This window comes from Nocardia sp. NPDC057272 (assembly GCF_042668615.1).
In the GTDB taxonomy this organism is placed as follows: domain Bacteria; phylum Actinomycetota; class Actinomycetes; order Mycobacteriales; family Mycobacteriaceae; genus Nocardia.
Genome location: NZ_JBHUYK010000021.1, coordinates 93066 through 109145 on the forward strand (window position 1 = coordinate 93066; position 16080 = coordinate 109145).

Below are 16080 nucleotides of genomic sequence, written 5' to 3' on the forward strand. Positions count from 1 at the left end.
GGCTATCCACGATCGACCCAGATGTCGTACGCGTTCTCCGCGAGCTGCTTGTACGGACGGTATCCCGCGCCGTACACGTGGGCTCCCGTCGCGATCTGGTTCTCGGGAATGTAGAGCGGCAGCCCGTAGGCCTTGTCGACGATCGCGAAGCGCTGCAATTGCGCGTACTGCTTCGCCCGCTCGGCGGAGTCGGTGGTCGAGGCGGCGGCCCGCAGCCAGGTGGACAGTTCGGGATCGGTGGCGCGGCTGTAGTTCAGCGTGCCCAGCGGCGTCGGCGGGTACCAGTGGTTCTCGATATCGATGCCGCCGGTGATGGTGTCGGAGTTGGCGATCGACCCGAAAGCGTTCTTCTTGCGGAGCTCGCTGTAGGTGCCGAGGTCGACATAGGACAGCTTCAGATCGATGCCCGCGTTCTGCTTGGCCTGTGCCTGCACCGCCTGCAACAGCACCTCACGCTGGTCGCGCACCGTCGACTGGGCCTGCACCAGTTCGATGGTCAGCCGCTGGCCGGCCTTGGTCCGGAACCCTTCGGAATCTTTTGCCGTCCAGCCCGCTTCGTCGAGCAGCCGGTTCGAGGCGGCTTTGTCGGCGCCGTAGGTGCCCTCGATGCTCTTGTCGTAGAACAGCGTGTCGACGCTGGAGGCGATGCCCCAGCCGCGGGTGCGCTCGCCGCGATAGATCGACTGCAGCACCGCGTTCACGTCGACGGAGTTGTTGAGCGCCTTGCGGACTCGTTGATCGGTGGCCGGGCCGAAGGTCGCGTTCCAGTACAGCGTGTACGGGCTGCCGTTGTTCAGCCCGGTCGTATAGGTGAAGTCGGGGTTGTCCCGGAACAGCGAGGCGTCGTTGCCGGAGACGCCTTCGATGAGGTCGACCTGACCGGAGGTGAGCGCGCCGGTGCGCACCGACGACTCTGGCAGGAAACGGTAGGTCACTTCGTCGAGGTAGGCCGGACCCTGATGCTTGGCGCTCTGTGGCGCCCAGTTGTAGTCGGGGTTCTTGCGGAAGTGCAGTTCCTGACCCTTCACGTAGCGGTCGAGGATGAACGGACCGGTACCGGCGATCTCCGGCCCACCGGCCTTGAGCTGCGGCTTGTCCCACGCGGCCGAGGAGATGATGGGGAAACCGGCGGCGAAGTCGAGAAACGGCGCGTACGGGTCCTTCAGGGTGAACACCACGGTGCGCTCGTCGCGGGCCGTGACCGCGGCCAGATGTGACAGCGGCCCGGCGGACCAGCCGCCGGAATAGGACACGTCCTGCATCGTGGTGAAGTTGCGGGCCACGGCGGTCGCGGTGAGCGGATTGCCGTCGGTGAACTTCACGCCCTCGCGCAGGGGGAAGGTGTAGGTGAGCCCGTCGGGCGAGATCTCGTGGCCGGTGGCCAGCCACGAGACGAAACCGCCCTCGGTGGTGCGCGCGAGGAGCGACTCGAAGACGTTGCGCAACATCAGGTGCGTATTGCTCTGCCCGTTGAGGTGCGGGTTCAACGTGGTCGGTTCGGTCTCCACCCCCCACGTCAACGAGCCACCGCTGACCGGTTGCGCCGATTCGCGTGCCGCGGTGTCCGTTCCACCGCACGCGGTGGCCAGCACGGCCACCGCCGATACCAGAGCTGTGGCAAGTAGTCGCCGATGTCGCATCACAGCGCGGCGCCCCTCTCTTCGATGAGAAACAATGATTGAGCTGTGGTGACCACGGCGCCTTCGGCCGCGGTCACGGTGACGATCCCCGCATGGGTGGCGGTCAGTTCGTGTTCGAGCTTCATGGCCTCGACCACGCCGAGCAGCTGTCCCTTCTCGACCGGGTTGCCCGATTCGACGTGGAGCTGCACGAGGGTGCCCGGCATGGGCGAGCGGATCTCGGGATCCGTCGCGGTCGTGCCGAGCGAGCGGTATTCGGCGTAGCGCACCTGCCGGGAAACCCCGGCTACCTGGCAGATCCAGCCTTCGCCTACGCGTTGTACGACGCAGGGGGTCGAGCCGACGGTGATCGTGTCGCGGTCGGTTCGTCGAGCGGTGACGCCCACCTCGGTCGTGCGCCGGGTGGTGGCGCTGCGGTCGGTGGTCTGCACAGCGGGGCCGCTCGGGTCGGCGGTCTCGGCGCGCACGAGCACCGCGTCGCCCTCGTAGCCGCCGACTCGCACCGTCACCGCGCGCCCGTCGACCGACAGGTCGAGACCGCCGAGGTCGCGATCGGTGGGATCGAGCCAGGACCGATCACCGCCGGGCGCGCCGGTCGACCAGGGTGTCGCGCGGTCGGGGGCGGTGAGCGCCGCGGCCACCGCGAGGGCACTGAGCTCGTCGGGATCGCCGAACTCGGCGACCGGATCGATCCGGTCCAGATAGGCGGTGTCGTGCTCGGCCGCCGCGACGATCGGGGCGGCCAGGACACGTGCGACGAAGCCGAGGTTGGTCGAAATGCCCTGCCAGCGAAGGTCTTCGCAGGCCCGCCGGGCGGCGGCGAGCGCATCGTCGCGGGTGGCGCCGGTGGCGACGAGTTTGGCGATCATCGGATCGAACCCGCCGGTGACATCGAGGTGGCGGGCGAAGGCGCGTTCGACGCGAACATCCGGCCAGTGGGTGACCTCGAGCTCGCCCGGGCACGGCAGGAACGACCGGAAGGGGTCCTCGGCGTACATCCGCACCTGCACCGAAGCGCCCGAGTACCCGATAGCCGCCTGGTCGGCGGGCAGCGGTTCGCCCGCGGCGACCAGCAATTGCCACTCCACGAGGTCCAGGCCGGTGATCTCCTCGGTGACGGTGTGCTCCACCTGCAGCCGGGTGTTCATCTCGATGAAGAAGAACTCGTCCCCGACCAGCAGGAACTCGAAAGTGCCCGCGCCCACGTACTGCAAAGCCTTCGTGCCCTGGACCGCGGCGGCGAACATGGCCGCGCGCACCGCGGCGGGAATCCGCGGGGCAGGCGCTTCCTCGATCACCTTCTGATGCCGCCGTTGCAGCGAGCAGTCGCGATCGAAAAGGTGGACAGCGTGGCCGAATTCGTCGCCGAAGACCTGTACCTCGATGTGACGTGCGCGCTCGACGTACCGTTCCAGGTGCAGTCGGCCGTCGGCGAAAGCCGCTGTCGCGGTGCGGGAAGCAGACGCCAGCGCCTCGCGCAGTCCGGCGGCCGCGCGCACCACCGACATGCCCTTGCCGCCACCACCGCCCGCTGGCTTGACGATCAGCGGGTACCCGATGTCGGCCGCCGCGCCCACCAGGGCATCGAGATCTTCGCTCGCCCGCACGGTGCCGGGCAGCACGGGCACACCCGCCTCGGCCATGATCTGGCGCGCGGAGGACTTGTCGGCCATCGTCTCGATCACCCGCGAACTCGGGCCGACGAACACCAATCCGCCCGCACGGACCGCCCGCGCGAAATCGGCGTTTTCGGACAGGAATCCGTATCCGGGATGTACTGCGTCGCAACCGGTTTCGGTGGCGGCGTGCACCAGTGCGCCGATATCGAGATACCCCTCGGGCAGCGTGACGGTCGACACCGCCGCCGCGTGATAGGTGAGCGACCGGTCCGCCGCCACGCTCACCGTCACATACTCGATGCCGAGGCGATCGCAGGTACGGGCGATCCGGGCGGCGATCTCGCCCCGGTTCGCGATGAGTAGTCGAGAGATCACAGCCGGAACACCCCGAAGTTCGAACCCGCGGGCTGCGGCCGGTCCCAGCGCTCGTGCGCCAGCGACAGGCAGCGCGCCAGCCACGAGCGGGTGTCCTCCGGTTCGACCACGGCGTCGATCCACATGCGGGCCGCGATGTAGGTCGGCAGCGATTGGCGCTCGAAGCTGTCGATGATCGGCTGCTTGATGGCCGCTTCCTCGGCGGCGCTGAGCTCCTTGCCCTCGCGGCGCAGCCGGTCACGCTTGAGGATCGCCATCACCGCCGCGGCCTGCTCGCCACCGACCCCGGTGGAGCGGGCATTCGGCCACATCGCCATGAACTGGCCGCCCATCGACCGCCCCGACATCGCGAAATTGGCGGCGCCGAAACTGCCGCCGATCACCAGCGAGATCTTCGGCACCGTGGCGCACGAGACCGCGTTCACCATCTTCGCGCCGTGTTTGGCGATCCCGGCCCGTTCGTACTCCTCGCCGACCATGAACCCACTCACGTTGTGCACGAACAACAGTGGGATGCGGCGCTGTTCGCAGATCTGGATGAAGTTGGTGGCCTTGAGCGCGCTGTCGGGGAAGATCACGCCCTGATTGGCGATGATCCCGACCTCGTAACCCGCGATCCGGGCGGTCGCGCACACGATCGTGATGCCGTAGTCCTTGCGGTATTCGACCCACGAGCCCGCATCGACCACGCAGCGCAGAATCGCGCGGACGTCCATCTCCTTCTTGGTGGTCGCCGGAATCAGATCCGGGAGCCGCGCTGGATCGTCGGCGGGCTCGAGCGCCTCGAACGCCGGCGGATGCACACGGTCACCGGGGGTACGGGACACGATGTCGCGCACCATCGCCAGCGCTTCCAGTTCGTTCGCCGCGAGATGATCGGCCACCGCGGTTTCGCGGACGTGCAGATCGGCGCCGCCGAGAGTCTGCGCGTCGACCACCACGCCCGTGGCGGCCTCCACCAGCTGCGGCCCGCCGAGGAAGACGGTGCTCAGATCCTTGACCATCACGGTCTCGTCGCTCATCGCCGGGATGTAGGCGCCACCCGCCGTGCAGATGCCGAGCACGGCCGAGATCTGCGGCAAGCCGAGGGCCGACATCTCCGCGATATTGCGGAACATCTTTCCGAGGTGCTCCTCGTCGGGGAAGATCTCCTCCTGCAACGGCAGGTAGATGCCGCCCGAGTCCGCCAGGTACACGCACGGCAGCCGGTACTCCCTGGCCAGTTTCTGCCCGCGCAGGTGCTTCTTGATCGTGAGCGGATAGAAGGTTCCGCCCTTCACGTGCGGGTCGTTGGCGAACACCATGCACGGCCTGCCGTGGATGGTGCCGATGCCGACGATCAGCGCGGCCGCGGGCAGATCGGTGTCGTAGACCTCGTGCGCGGCGAGGCGACCGATCTCGAGGAACGGCGTCCCCGGATCCAGGATGCGGTTGACCCGTTCGCGCACCGGCAGTTTCGCGTCGCCTGGGCGCCGGCGCGGTGCCACGATCTCGGCGGTGTGGTCACGCAGCAGAGCGCGTTGGGCTTCGAATCCGAGGGTGTTCTCGATGACGGCGGTCATGCTGGTAGTTCCTCCCGGTCCTGATGCGCGGCGAGACTCGAGCTCAGGGTGTCGGCGAAGCGGCGGATCGTGTCGGGGTCGAGGTCGGCCCGCAGCATCAGGCGCAGGCCCGCGCTGCCGCGGCGGATGATCGGGAAGAACACCGGCGAGGTGTAGAAACCGGCGTCGAGCATGTCCCTGGCCACGGCGACGGTGACGTCCTCCTGGCCGATGCTCACGAATCGGATCGGCAGGCCGTCACCGGCGAGGTCGGTGTCGACCAGCGAGTCGAACAGGCGGACCCGCTCCTGGAGCGCGACCTGGAGCCGGTCGACGGTGCCGTCGTCGTGGAGGTCGCAGGCGGCGATGATCGCGCCGAGTCCGGCGGTGTTGACGCGCTGCGACCACATCAGCGGGCCGCTCGTGCGCAACAAGGTGGGTGTGCGGGACGCGTCGCCCGCCGCGCCGAAGAAGATCACGCCACCGCTGGCGCCGAAACCCTTGTTGAGCGAGGCGATCACGAGGGTCCGTTCGCGCCAGCCCTCGTAGGCTCCGAGAACGTATCCGCGGCCGTGGCTACCCAATGTCGAAATGCCGTGCGCCTCATCGAAATACAGGAACAAGCCGTAGCGATCCTGGAGCCGGTGCAGCTCGGCCAGTGGTGCGCCACCGCCGGTGCTGTAGACCCCGTCCGCCACGTAGGCCACGTGGGAATGCGTGCGGCACAACTCTTCCAAGGCGGCGATGTCGTTGTGCTCGATCGTGACCAACTCGGTCTCGTCGGCGACCAGCGGCTTCATCGCGTTCAGGCAGAAGTGCGCGTTCTTGTCGAAGACCACCAGCGGCGGGTGCCCGTCGGTGAGCTCACCGGAGGCGAGCAGCGGCAAGGTCGCCCACGCGGCGGCCGCGCACGACGACACGGTGACCGCCTGCGCGTCGAAGGTCCGGGAGAGCCGCTGTTCGGCCTCCTCCAGCAGACCGAGCCGGATGCGCATCCGGGAAATAGAAGAATTGATCGTCGCGGTTTCGTCGAGCCCGCGATGGGCGCCCTCGATGATTCGTGGATCGCTGTCCAAACCGAGATAGGAATAGGACGAGAAGTTGACGATCGTTCGACCGTCGCGGGAATGGACAATTCCCTCGCGCATATCATCGGCGATGATGTCGACCAGTCCGTGCGTGGTGCTGTCGTCCCAGAATGTGTTGCTCAGTTGCAACTGCCTGCGGATATTTGCGAATTGGTTTCTGGCCACTGCCGTTCATTCCTTTGTTGGCGAAGGTGCGTCAGTTTTCTCGGGCGCCGCGACGACGAGTACGTTCACCGCGGCGAGCAGGGTGATGGCGATGGACCAGGCGAGGAGCCCGGACAGGGTGGGGCCTGCCAGCGAGGCGATGCCCGCGAGGCCCTGCTGCACCAGCGCGCACCACGAGACGGCGATGGCGGCGCCGGTGGCGAGGTGGCTGACAGCGTGCGCGGCGCTGTTGGGGAACAGCGTCGCCTGGCCGAAGGTCGTGGTGACGTACCCGGCGAGGAAGACCGGCAGCGCGATCGCCCGGGGCAGATCAGCGGCCCACACGACGGTGACGAGCACGCAGCCCGCGAGCATGATCGCGGCGCCCTGCCGCATCATGGCGTGCGCTCCCACCTGTCGCACACGCCGGCGGACGTAGGTCGCGCCGCCGAGGTAGGCGGCACCGTAGAAGACGCCGAACAGGCCGAACACCCACGGTGAGAGCGCGAATCGGTCGGTGAAGATGAACGCGGACTTCTGCTGGATCATCACGATGACGGCGAATCCGATGCCGCCCGCTACCGCGCTGACGACGAAGATCCGGTCGGTGAACAGGCGTCTTGCTGTGCCTTTGTCTCTCGGCCCCGGTTCGCGTCGGGGCAGCGAGATGCGCAGGGCGAAGGCGACCGGCACCGCGGCCAGCACGGCCAGCACGACGAACCCGTATCGCCACCCGACCGTCGAGGTGACGATGCCGCCGATCACCTGCCCGCCACCGAGCGCGACGACGAACGCCATCGACAGCAGCGCGAGCTGGCGCGCGAGCTCCGCGCCGGTGAACAGATCCTTGATCATCATCCGGCCGACCACCGCGATCCCGCCCGCCCCGATCGCCTGGACCACGCGCAGCCCGAGCAACTCGGGCGCGTTGGTGATCAGCGCGAGGCCCGCGCTGGCGAGGACGAAGCACAGCCCGGCCGCGACGAAGGCCGGTACCCGGCCGAACCGTTCCGCCGCTCTGCCCCACGCGACGACCGGGAGCGCGGCGAACACCACGAACACGGCCACCGACAGCTGCAGGACGCTGTCGCCGGCGCCGATGTCGGCGCCCAGCGCCGGCATGCTCGGCAGGTAGATGGTGGTCGCCATTTGGGCGACCGCGACCGCGACACATGCCGTTGTGACAACTGCTCGGCGTGTTGCCGCGGAAGCCGGAATTTCGCCGGTTTCCGCTTGCACAGACAATGCACTCCCCTATGGCCGAGCGAATCACGCAGGATGCTGGATCCGAGTTCTAGGTATACGGCCAGGCGAAGCGGTCGAACACCGTTGCGATCGCGTTGATTTCAGCGGGAAAGGTTAATAATCGATGGCGGATTCGTGACCGCGCGGTGGGCCGCGTGGGGGATGCGAAGAAATTGCCTGAGCACCGCAGGCCGGGCGAAGGGCGCGTCCACCACATGGGGCGAAGCCGGCGCTTGTCGCGTATGGCAGGGTGGAACTCGTGAACCGATTGGCCGGTGCGACCTCGCCCTATCTGCGTCAACACGCCGACAACCCCGTCCACTGGCGGGAGTGGGATGCCGACGCGTTAGCCGAGGCCGCCGAGCGCAATGTGCCGATCCTGCTGTCGATCGGTTATGCGAGCTGCCACTGGTGCCATGTGATGGCCCACGAGTCCTTCGAGGACCTCGCCACGGCCGAGCAGATGAACGCCGACTTCGTCTGCGTGAAGGTGGACCGGGAGGAGCGTCCCGATCTGGACGCGGTGTACATGAACGCCACCGTGGCCATGACCGGGCAGGGCGGCTGGCCCATGACGTGCTTTCTCACCCCCGACGGCGCACCGTTCTACTGCGGTACCTATTACCCGAAGCAGCCGCGCGGCGGCATGCCGTCGTTCACGCAGTTGCTCAGCGCGGTGACCGAGACCTGGCGCAACCGGCGCGACGATGTGGACAAGGCCGCGCGGCAGGTGACCGATGCGCTCCAGGCGCAGGCATCGGGTCTGCCCGACGCCGAATTCGCCATTGCCCCTGATCTTCTCGACAAGGCCGTGCCCGCCATCGTCGCCGATGAGGACACGACGCACGGTGGATTCGGTGGGGCGCCGAAGTTTCCGCCGTCGGCGTTGCTGGAAGGGCTGCTGCGGCACTGGGAGCGGACCGGCGACCAGTCGGTGTTCGACGTGGTCGAGCGCACGGCCGAGGCGATGGCGCGTGGCGGGATCTACGACCAGTTGCGCGGCGGGTTCGCGCGCTACTCGGTCGACGCCGGGTGGCTCGTGCCGCACTTCGAGAAGATGCTCTACGACAATGCCCTGCTGCTGCGCGCCTACGCCCATCTCGCGCGTCGCGCGCCCGTGACCCCGCTGGAGTCGTTGCCGCACAGGGTGACCCGGGAGACGGTCGAATTCCTGCTCGGTGATCTCGGCACGGCACAGGGCGGTTTCGCCTCCGCGCTCGACGCTGACACCCACCTCGAACCGGACGGGCCCGGCGTCGAAGGTGCGACCTATGTGTGGACGCCGGCCGAGCTGATCGGCGAACTCGGCCCGCTCGACGGCATGTGGGCCGCCGACGCTTTCGGCGTCAGCACCGGCGGCAATTTCGAACAGGGCACCTCGGTGCTCACCCGCCACAGCGATCCCGTCGACACCGAGCAGTCGTCACGTTTCGATCGACTGCGCGCCCAGTTGTTCGAGGCCCGCACCCGGCGCCCACAGCCCGCCCGTGACGACAAAGTGGTCACCGCCTGGAACGGCATGACCATCACCGCGCTCGCGGAAGCCGGTGCGGCACTGGAAGAACCGTCGTGGATCGCCGCCGCCGTGCGTTGCGCCCGCTACCTGCTCGACGTCCACCTCGTCGACGGCCGACTGCGACGCGCCTCCCTCGACGGTGTCGCGGGCACCCCGCCCGGCGTCCTCGAGGACTACGCCTGGTTCGTCACCGGCCTGCTCGCCCTCTACCAGGCCACCGGCGAACCCGACTGGCTCGCCGCCGCACAGCTGCTGCTGGACAACACGATCGACCACTTCGCCGACCCCGAACGCCCCGGCAGCTGGTTCGACACCGCCGACGACGCCGAAACCCTGGTCGCCCGCCCCCGCGACCCCGTCGACGGCGCCACCCCGTCCGGCGCTTCCGCGTTGGCCGAGGCGCTCCTCACCGCCTCGGCGGTCGCCGACCCCGACCGTGCCATCCGCTATCGCGAACTCGCCGACCAGACCCTCGCCCTCGGCGCGATCCTGCTGGCCCGCGCACCCCGCACCGCGGGCAACTGGCTCTCCGTCGCCGAAGCATCGGTCCGCGGCCCGTACCAGGTGGCCATCGCGGCCACCGAGAAGTCCTCCACGGCAATGGAACTCCTGGCCGCTGCCCGTGCCTGCGCCCCTGGCGGCTCGATCGTCCTCGCGGCCCCACCGAACACCGCACCTCTTCTGAACGACCGCCCCCTCGTCAACGGCGCCCCCGCCGCCTATGTCTGCCGTGGCTCGGTCTGCGACCTCCCGGTCACCGATCCCGCCGCGCTGACGGCTTCGCTGCGGCGGTAACGGACCCGGGTCTCACTTTCTCGGTGAGATGTCTGTCCAGGTCCGGGTCCGGCCGGGGATCCCACGCAGCCGTAAGTCCTTGTAGCGCTTCCACTTGGCTCGTTCGGCCGGGGTCGCGGCCTGCCAGATCGCATCGCTGACCAACACCCGCCGCGGTGCTTCCTTCGCCACCGACGTGAGGCGGGACGCTTCGTTGACCGCGTCGCCGATGACGGTGAATTCGAGGCGGGTGTCGGCGCCGACGTCGCCGGCGAAGACCTGGCCGCGGGCGACACCGATGCCGACATCGAGCTCGCCGGTGGCCACTACTTCGTCGCGGATGCGGCGGGCGGCGCGCAGGGCAGGGGTGGCGTTGTCCTGGAGTGCGGACGGCGCACCGAAGATGCACAGCGCGGCGTCGCCGGCGAACTTGTTCACCAGGCCGCCGTTGTCCTCGGTGGCCGCTACCACGGTGGCGAGCAGCCGGTTGAGTTTGTGGACGAAATCCTCGGGGGCCATTTCGGCGGAGAGCTGCACCGAGCCGGTGACGTCGACGAACAGCGCCGAAACGATGCGCACATCGCCGGTGAGGTCGGAGCTGCCGGACAGGGCCCGTTCGGCCACCGTGGATCCGACGTGCCTGCCGAAGACGTCCTCGGTGTGCATCTGGTCGCGCAGGGTGGCGGCGAGTTCGTTGACCGAGTGTTCGAGGCGGCCGATCTCGCTCGCGCTGCTGACGGGCACCCGCACATCGAGTTCGCCGCGGGTGATCCGGTCCAGCGCCCGGTACATCGTGCGCATCGGCGTGGCCACCGAGCGCGCGAGCAGCGCGGTGGCCAGGGCGCCCACCCCGAGCGCGACGATGGAGAACAACCACGCCGCACGCACCCGGTCGGAGGCCGGTGTGGTCGTGTCACTGAGGACGACGATGATGATCAGCCCCGGCAGCGCACTGGATACCGCCCAGGTGACGAGCACCCGCACCAGCACGGTCGAGCTGGGATGCACCGTCGGCCCGAGCACCGCGGTGATGATCGGCACGGCCGGGCGGATCAGGCGGTCCAGGATCAGGTAGATCGCGCCCGCCGCCTCCAGCCCGCCGAGCGTGAATCCGGCCAGCAGCACGGTGATGTTGTGATAGTCGGTGAACCGGTCGACCAGCCACACGGTCAACGCGACGCCCGGTGTCCACAGGATGATCGCGCGCAGGGTGATCGCGGCGGGTAGCCGGATCAGGACCCGTGCTTCCTCCGGCGTCGGTTTGCGGTTGTCGTCGAGCCAGCGCATATATCGGCGCCGGTCGTAGAGCGCGATCCCGATCCCGAGGGAGAAGGCGAGCACCGGGTAGATCAGGATCAGTACCGCCGCGTCACTCCAGTCGTCGCCGATCCGGGTGAACACGCCACCCGCCCAGCTGACCAGGAAGATGGCCGCGACCCCGACCATGTTGGCGGTGATGACCACCAGCGCGAGTCCCCAGTAGGACTGCAGCGCCCACCGGACCAGCCGGTTCACCGCGCACGCCCGAGCCCGGCGCCCGAGGACGCCCGGGCATCACGAGCTGCGCTGACGGGTGACACAACTACCGAGCATAGAAGGCGCGCGGGTAGCGGCCACGCGCACGCGCCGTTCAGCCGAGCACGACCAGCCAGATCGCGATGTAGTGACACAGTGCCGCGACCACCGTCGCGGCGTGGAAGAACTCGTGGTGCCCGAAGTCGGGCCAGGGGTTGGGCCACTTGGTCGCGTAGAGAACAGCGCCCACGCTGTAGATCACGCCACCGACCGCGAGCAGCACCAGCGGCGCCACTCCGACGTTGTGCAGCAGCTCGGGGACCACCGGCACGATCGCCCACCCGAGCAACAGGTACAGCGGCACCCCCACCCATGCGGGCGCGGTAGGCCACAGCAACTTCAACGCGACCCCGGCGACGGCCCCCGCCCACACCACGGCCAGCAGGATCTGCCCGGTCCGCCCGGGCAACCCGAGCAGCGCGAACGGCGTGTAACTACCGGCGATGAACAGGAAGATCATCGAATGGTCGGCCCGCTTCATCCGCACCCGCGTCCGCACGCTGGCCCAGGTGACCCGGTGATACACCGCGCTCACCCCGAACAGCGCGCACACCGAGATCCCGTAGAGCAGCGTCGACCAACCCGCGGTCAACGACGTGAGGAACCCGAACACCACGAGCACCGTCACCGCGACAGCGGCGACGCCGACCGCCCACGTATGGATCCAGCCACGAAAACGGGGCTTGATCACCGTGGCGATCTCAGTCAGGACATCGTCCACGTAACCTCCCGAGCCGGAACCTACGGTACCGTAGGTTGTGCCCCAACCGTACGTCAAACGCCTATCTCGACACCACAAACGTGCCCCTGGCCACACAAAACCCGACCGGCTGATCTCGGGAGGACATGGGTAACTTCCCGACCACCCCGAAACCCGGCCTTGCCCGTGCCGTCGGCCCGGCACGGATCTCACCCCCTACTCACGACCGGCAAAATACTCGGGGAGGCGGGCAAGCGTAGGGTGCGGGCGTGGAGTTTCTTGGTCGGGTGCGTGGATTGCCGTACCGCATCTACGAAGCCAGGCTGTCGCAGCAGCTGGCAGACAAGCAGCACCCTCGCCACGTCGCCGTCATGTGCGACGGCAATCGACGCTGGGCGCGTGAGAACGGGTTCACCGATGTGAGCCACGGCCATCGCGTCGGCGCCCTGAAGATCGCCGAGCTCGTCGGCTGGTGTTCCGATCAGGGCATCGAGATGGTCACCGTCTACCTGCTCTCCACCGAGAATCTGCGCCGCGACCCCGACGAGCTCGAGACCCTGTTCGAGGTCATCACCGATGTCGTCGAGGAACTGTCCGCCCCGGAGCAGAACTGGAGCGTGCGGATCGTCGGGTCGCTCGAGGGTTTCCCCGAGTTGATCGCCAAGCGGCTGCGGGTGGCTGCCGAGCGAACGAGCGGGCGCGACGGCGTGCACGTGAATGTCGCGGTGGGTTACGGCGGCCGTCAGGAGATCACCGACGCGGTGCGGTCGCTGGTGCGCCAGGAGATCGCCTCGGGCGAGTCGGGTGAGGATCTGGTGCAGTCGATTACGGTCGACGCGATCGGCCAGCATCTCTACACCTCCGGTCAGCCCGACCCGGATCTGGTGATCAGAACCTCTGGTGAGCAGCGACTTTCGGGGTTCCTGTTGTGGCAGAGCGCCTATTCGGAGATCTGGTTCACCGAGGCGTATTGGCCGGAATTCCGGCGTGTCGACTTCCTGCGCGCACTAAGGGATTACGCCGCGCGCCACCGCCGTTTCGGCGTGTGATGTCGTAACCGTCGCGTACTCTGCGGTCAGTGGAACCCGACCAGCCTTCTTACATCAGCTATGAGGAATTCGGCAGGCGTTTCCTGGAATACGCCGTCTCCGAGCAGCGCATCGCCGACGCGTTCGGCCAACTCACCGGTGCCGCTTTCGATTTCGGGCCGATAGGCGTGGGGCCGGGTCGGCTGGCGAAGGTCACCGCGCAGGTGGAGCTCGGGCAGCCACGAATCCTGCGTTTCGTCGACGCGTTCATCTCCTTCGAACTGACCATCCCGTTGCGCGTGGATCTGGTTCTCGATCTGGCGGTCGACCGGTCGCGTTTCCGGGTCGACGGCACCGTGCATCTGCATCTCACCGCGCGCACCGCCGACCCGTTGCGGGTGGTCATCGATATCGCCGAGCCGCGTCCGGGCGATGTGCGGGTCAATGTCGCCAGCAGCTCCAAGCGCGGTGAGTTGCTGCGGGTGCTGGCCAGCGTCGACCACGAGATCCGCCGGTTCGTCGCCCGGTACGTCGCACAGGAGATCCGCAAACCCGAGATCGCGGCGGTCCGCAATATCGACGTGGCGACCAGGCTCGACGCGGCCTGGAAGTTGTAGCGGAGTAGGCCCGATCCGGCGCCACCCCCCGCTAGGCTGCTGCGCGAGACCGGGCCCGACGACACATTGCAGGGGTGTGAGCTGTGGGAATTGCGACGAAGGCGAGCGGGTGGCGGGCGCGGATCGTGGTGCTCGGCGCCGTGTGCGGTGCCGTGGCGGTCGTCGCGGGCTGCGGTGGGGTCGACCAGCCCGCGCCGCCGCGACTGACGCCCGCCGAGGAGCAGGCCGCGAAGGGTGCGGTGTTCGCCTATCGCACCGACGCCGAGCTGGCGGTGGTGCGCGGTGCCGAAACCGTGCGGGCACCGGGCAGTTTCGGCTACTCGTCGGCCGCGGTGATGTTCACCAGGGACGGGCGATACGCCTTCGCGGTGGAGACCAGCAGCAAGACGCTGGTCGCGTTGGGGGTGCGGGACCGGTCGGTGACGCGCATACCGTGTGACTGCACCGACGCGGTGGCGCTGCGTGGATCGGTGGTCGGCTGGTGGCGGGAGCCGGGCGAGATCATGAGCATGGACCTGGCCGGTGCCGAACCCGCCGCGGCCGAACGGGAGATCGTCCTGCCGGATTCGCCGAGCCCGCTGACCGGTGGCGCGTGGGACGGGGCCAAGCTGGTAGCGGCCACCGACGAATTCGTGCTGCTGGCCCGGGTCGAATCGCGCGGCCTGTGGTGGGAGAAGAGCCACCTCTACGCGATCGGCGCCGATGTCATCCTGCCGCTGGGGCGGGTGCCCGGCATCGACGCCGGACTCTCGGCCGCGGCCGGCCCCGATGGGCACACCTTCGTGCTGGCCGGAGCGACAGCGCGTAGCGCGACCTGCGGCAGTGGCAATGTGGCGACCATCGACGCCGCCACCAACGGCGTCCGGGCTCTGCCCACGCTGCCGGGTGAGTGCTCGGCGGCCTACAGCCCGCGCTGGACCGCCGATGGTTCGATCACGATCGCCACCCGCAAGTGGGCCGATGTCCTGGGCGCGCCCAGCATGGTCGACCGGCTGCAGTCGGCCGCGCAGGGGTGGGCGCCGGTCGGGGAGTACCCGGTGGTCGACATGCTCCCGCACACGCAGGAGTCGGTGATCGAGGTGGTCGCCGGTGAGCCCACCGACGCGCGCGGCACACCGCACGGGGTATTGGTCGTCCACAAGGGCGATGCCCGTGAGGAATTGGCGAAGCAGGTCGTCTCGCTCGGTGCGCCGACGGCCACCGGCTGAGCGATGTCGGGGCGCGGGCGGATCAGAGCTTGCGCAGCCGCAACCTGTTGATCGTGTGGTCGGAGTCCTTGCGCAACACCAGGGTTGCGCGGGGGCGCGTCGGCAGGATGTTCTCCACCAGGTTGGGCCGGTTGGTCGAGTGCCAGATATCGCGCGCGGCCGCGGTGGCCTGTTCGTCGTCGAAGGCCGCGTAGTGGTGGAAGTGCGCGTCGGGGTCGGCGAAGCCGGTCTTGCGCAACGCGAGAAAGCGCTGCACGTACCAGTTCTCGATGTCCTCGATGCGGGCGTCGACGTAGATGGAGAAGTCGAACAGGTCCGACACCATCAGTCGCGGACCGGTCTGCAGCACATTCAGGCCCTCGACGATGAGAATGTCGGGCTGGCGCACACAGTGCTTCTCGTCGGGCACGATGTCGTAGGACTTGTGCGAATACACCGGCGCGCACACCTCTTCGGCGCCCGACTTCACCTCGGTGACGAATCGCAGCAGTTTGCGCCGGTCGTAGCTCTCCGGGAAACCCTTGCGGTGCATGATGCCGCGACGAATGAGTTCGGCTGTGGGATAAAGGAATCCATCGGTGGTCACCAGGTCGACCCGGGGGTGGTGATCCCAGCGCGCCAGCAGCGCCTGGAGCACGCGCGCGGTGGTCGACTTGCCGACCGCGACACTGCCCGCGACACCGATCACGAACGGCACCTGCTTGTCGGGATGTTTCTCGCCGAGGAAGGTGGCGGTGGCGGCGAACAGCCGCTGCCGGGCCGCGACCTGTAGATGGATCAACCGGGCCAGCGGCAGGTAGACCTCGGCGACTTCGTCGAGGTCGATCTGCTCGCCGAGACCGCGCAGGCCGGTCAGCTCGTCCTCGGTCAGTACCAGGGGAGTCGACTTGCGCAGTGTGCGCCACTGGCTTCGATCGAACTCCACATAGGGGCTCGGTTCACTCATCCGTGCCACCTACCCGACCCTCCGTCCGGGCGCATCCGCACAGCTTGGCTGCCCGTCTGGTGAG

The 16080-nt window shown here is 68.2% G+C and carries 12 protein-coding genes; 4 read left to right on the top strand and 8 right to left on the bottom strand.

Annotation, left to right across the window (positions count from 1 at the left end; all coding sequences use genetic code 11):
- Positions 1 to 2: 2 nt before the first annotated feature.
- Genes ACFULV_RS25195 through ACFULV_RS25215 form a run of 5 tightly spaced genes read right to left on the bottom strand, consistent with a single transcriptional unit; the run spans position 3 to position 7646 of the window.
- The gene (locus tag ACFULV_RS25195) at positions 3 to 1640 is read right to left on the bottom strand and encodes an ABC transporter substrate-binding protein (RefSeq protein ID WP_378660795.1); all 1638 of its coding nucleotides are present in this window, start codon (positions 1638 to 1640) and stop codon (positions 3 to 5) included.
- Positions 1640 to 3634 (bottom strand): biotin carboxylase N-terminal domain-containing protein, encoded by a 1995-nt coding sequence (locus tag ACFULV_RS25200; protein WP_378660742.1) that lies wholly within the window; start codon positions 3632 to 3634, stop codon positions 1640 to 1642. The genes ACFULV_RS25195 and ACFULV_RS25200 overlap by 1 nt, the downstream gene beginning before the upstream one ends.
- Entirely contained in the window at positions 3631 to 5196 is a 1566-nt protein-coding gene (locus ACFULV_RS25205) for an acyl-CoA carboxylase subunit beta (RefSeq protein WP_378660744.1), read from the bottom strand. The genes ACFULV_RS25200 and ACFULV_RS25205 overlap by 4 nt, the downstream gene beginning before the upstream one ends.
- Positions 5193 to 6428 carry an aminotransferase class I/II-fold pyridoxal phosphate-dependent enzyme gene (locus ACFULV_RS25210; protein ID WP_378660747.1) on the bottom strand — a complete coding sequence of 412 codons (1236 nt, stop codon included), beginning with the start codon at positions 6426 to 6428 and terminating at the stop codon, positions 5193 to 5195. Before ACFULV_RS25210 ends, ACFULV_RS25205 begins: the two co-directional genes overlap by 4 nt.
- Positions 6429 to 6434: 6 nt before the next feature.
- Positions 6435 to 7646, bottom strand: coding sequence for an MFS transporter (locus ACFULV_RS25215; protein ID WP_378660798.1), 1212 nt, complete (start codon positions 7644 to 7646; stop codon positions 6435 to 6437).
- Positions 7647 to 7911: 265 nt separating this feature from the next.
- Between ACFULV_RS25215 and ACFULV_RS25220 the strand changes: the two genes are divergently transcribed.
- Positions 7912 to 9963: a thioredoxin domain-containing protein gene (locus ACFULV_RS25220; protein ID WP_378660750.1), complete on the top strand. Its 2052-nt coding sequence runs from the start codon at positions 7912 to 7914 to the stop codon at positions 9961 to 9963.
- A gap of 12 nt (positions 9964 to 9975) precedes the next feature.
- Here ACFULV_RS25220 and ACFULV_RS25225 read toward each other — a convergent pair whose 3' ends face one another.
- A complete protein-coding gene (locus tag ACFULV_RS25225) occupies positions 9976 to 11457 on the bottom strand; it encodes an adenylate/guanylate cyclase domain-containing protein (RefSeq protein WP_378660753.1) in 1482 nt (493 codons plus the stop codon).
- Between the two features lie 115 nt (positions 11458 to 11572).
- Positions 11573 to 12238, bottom strand: coding sequence for a hemolysin III family protein (locus ACFULV_RS25230; protein ID WP_378636292.1), 666 nt, complete (start codon positions 12236 to 12238; stop codon positions 11573 to 11575).
- A 248-nt stretch (positions 12239 to 12486) separates the two neighbouring features.
- Here ACFULV_RS25230 and ACFULV_RS25235 point away from each other — a divergent pair, with 248 nt between their 5' ends.
- The 3 genes from ACFULV_RS25235 to ACFULV_RS25245 all read left to right on the top strand — a co-directional run bounded on the left by ACFULV_RS25235 (position 12487) and on the right by ACFULV_RS25245 (position 15070).
- Positions 12487 to 13266, top strand: coding sequence for an isoprenyl transferase (locus ACFULV_RS25235; protein ID WP_378636294.1), 780 nt, complete (start codon positions 12487 to 12489; stop codon positions 13264 to 13266).
- A gap of 29 nt (positions 13267 to 13295) precedes the next feature.
- Positions 13296 to 13862, top strand: coding sequence for a hypothetical protein (locus ACFULV_RS25240; RefSeq protein WP_378636297.1), 567 nt, complete (start codon positions 13296 to 13298; stop codon positions 13860 to 13862).
- Positions 13863 to 13945: 83 nt separating this feature from the next.
- Positions 13946 to 15070 (top strand): hypothetical protein, encoded by a 1125-nt coding sequence (locus ACFULV_RS25245; protein ID WP_378636298.1) that lies wholly within the window; start codon positions 13946 to 13948, stop codon positions 15068 to 15070.
- 22 nt (positions 15071 to 15092) lie between these two features.
- Here ACFULV_RS25245 and coaA read toward each other — a convergent pair whose 3' ends face one another.
- A complete protein-coding gene (gene coaA, locus ACFULV_RS25250) occupies positions 15093 to 16025 on the bottom strand; it encodes a type I pantothenate kinase (RefSeq protein ID WP_101465876.1) in 933 nt (310 codons plus the stop codon).
- Between the last annotated feature and the right edge of the window lie 55 nt (positions 16026 to 16080).

Excerpts from the sequence above, each read along its gene's own strand:
- ACFULV_RS25195 (WP_378660795.1), bottom strand. The coding sequence starts at position 1,640 with ATGCGACATCGGCGACTACTTGCCACAGCTCTGGTATCGGCGGTGGCC.
- ACFULV_RS25205 (WP_378660744.1), bottom strand. The coding sequence starts at position 5,196 with ATGACCGCCGTCATCGAGAACACCCTCGGATTCGAAGCCCAACGCGCT.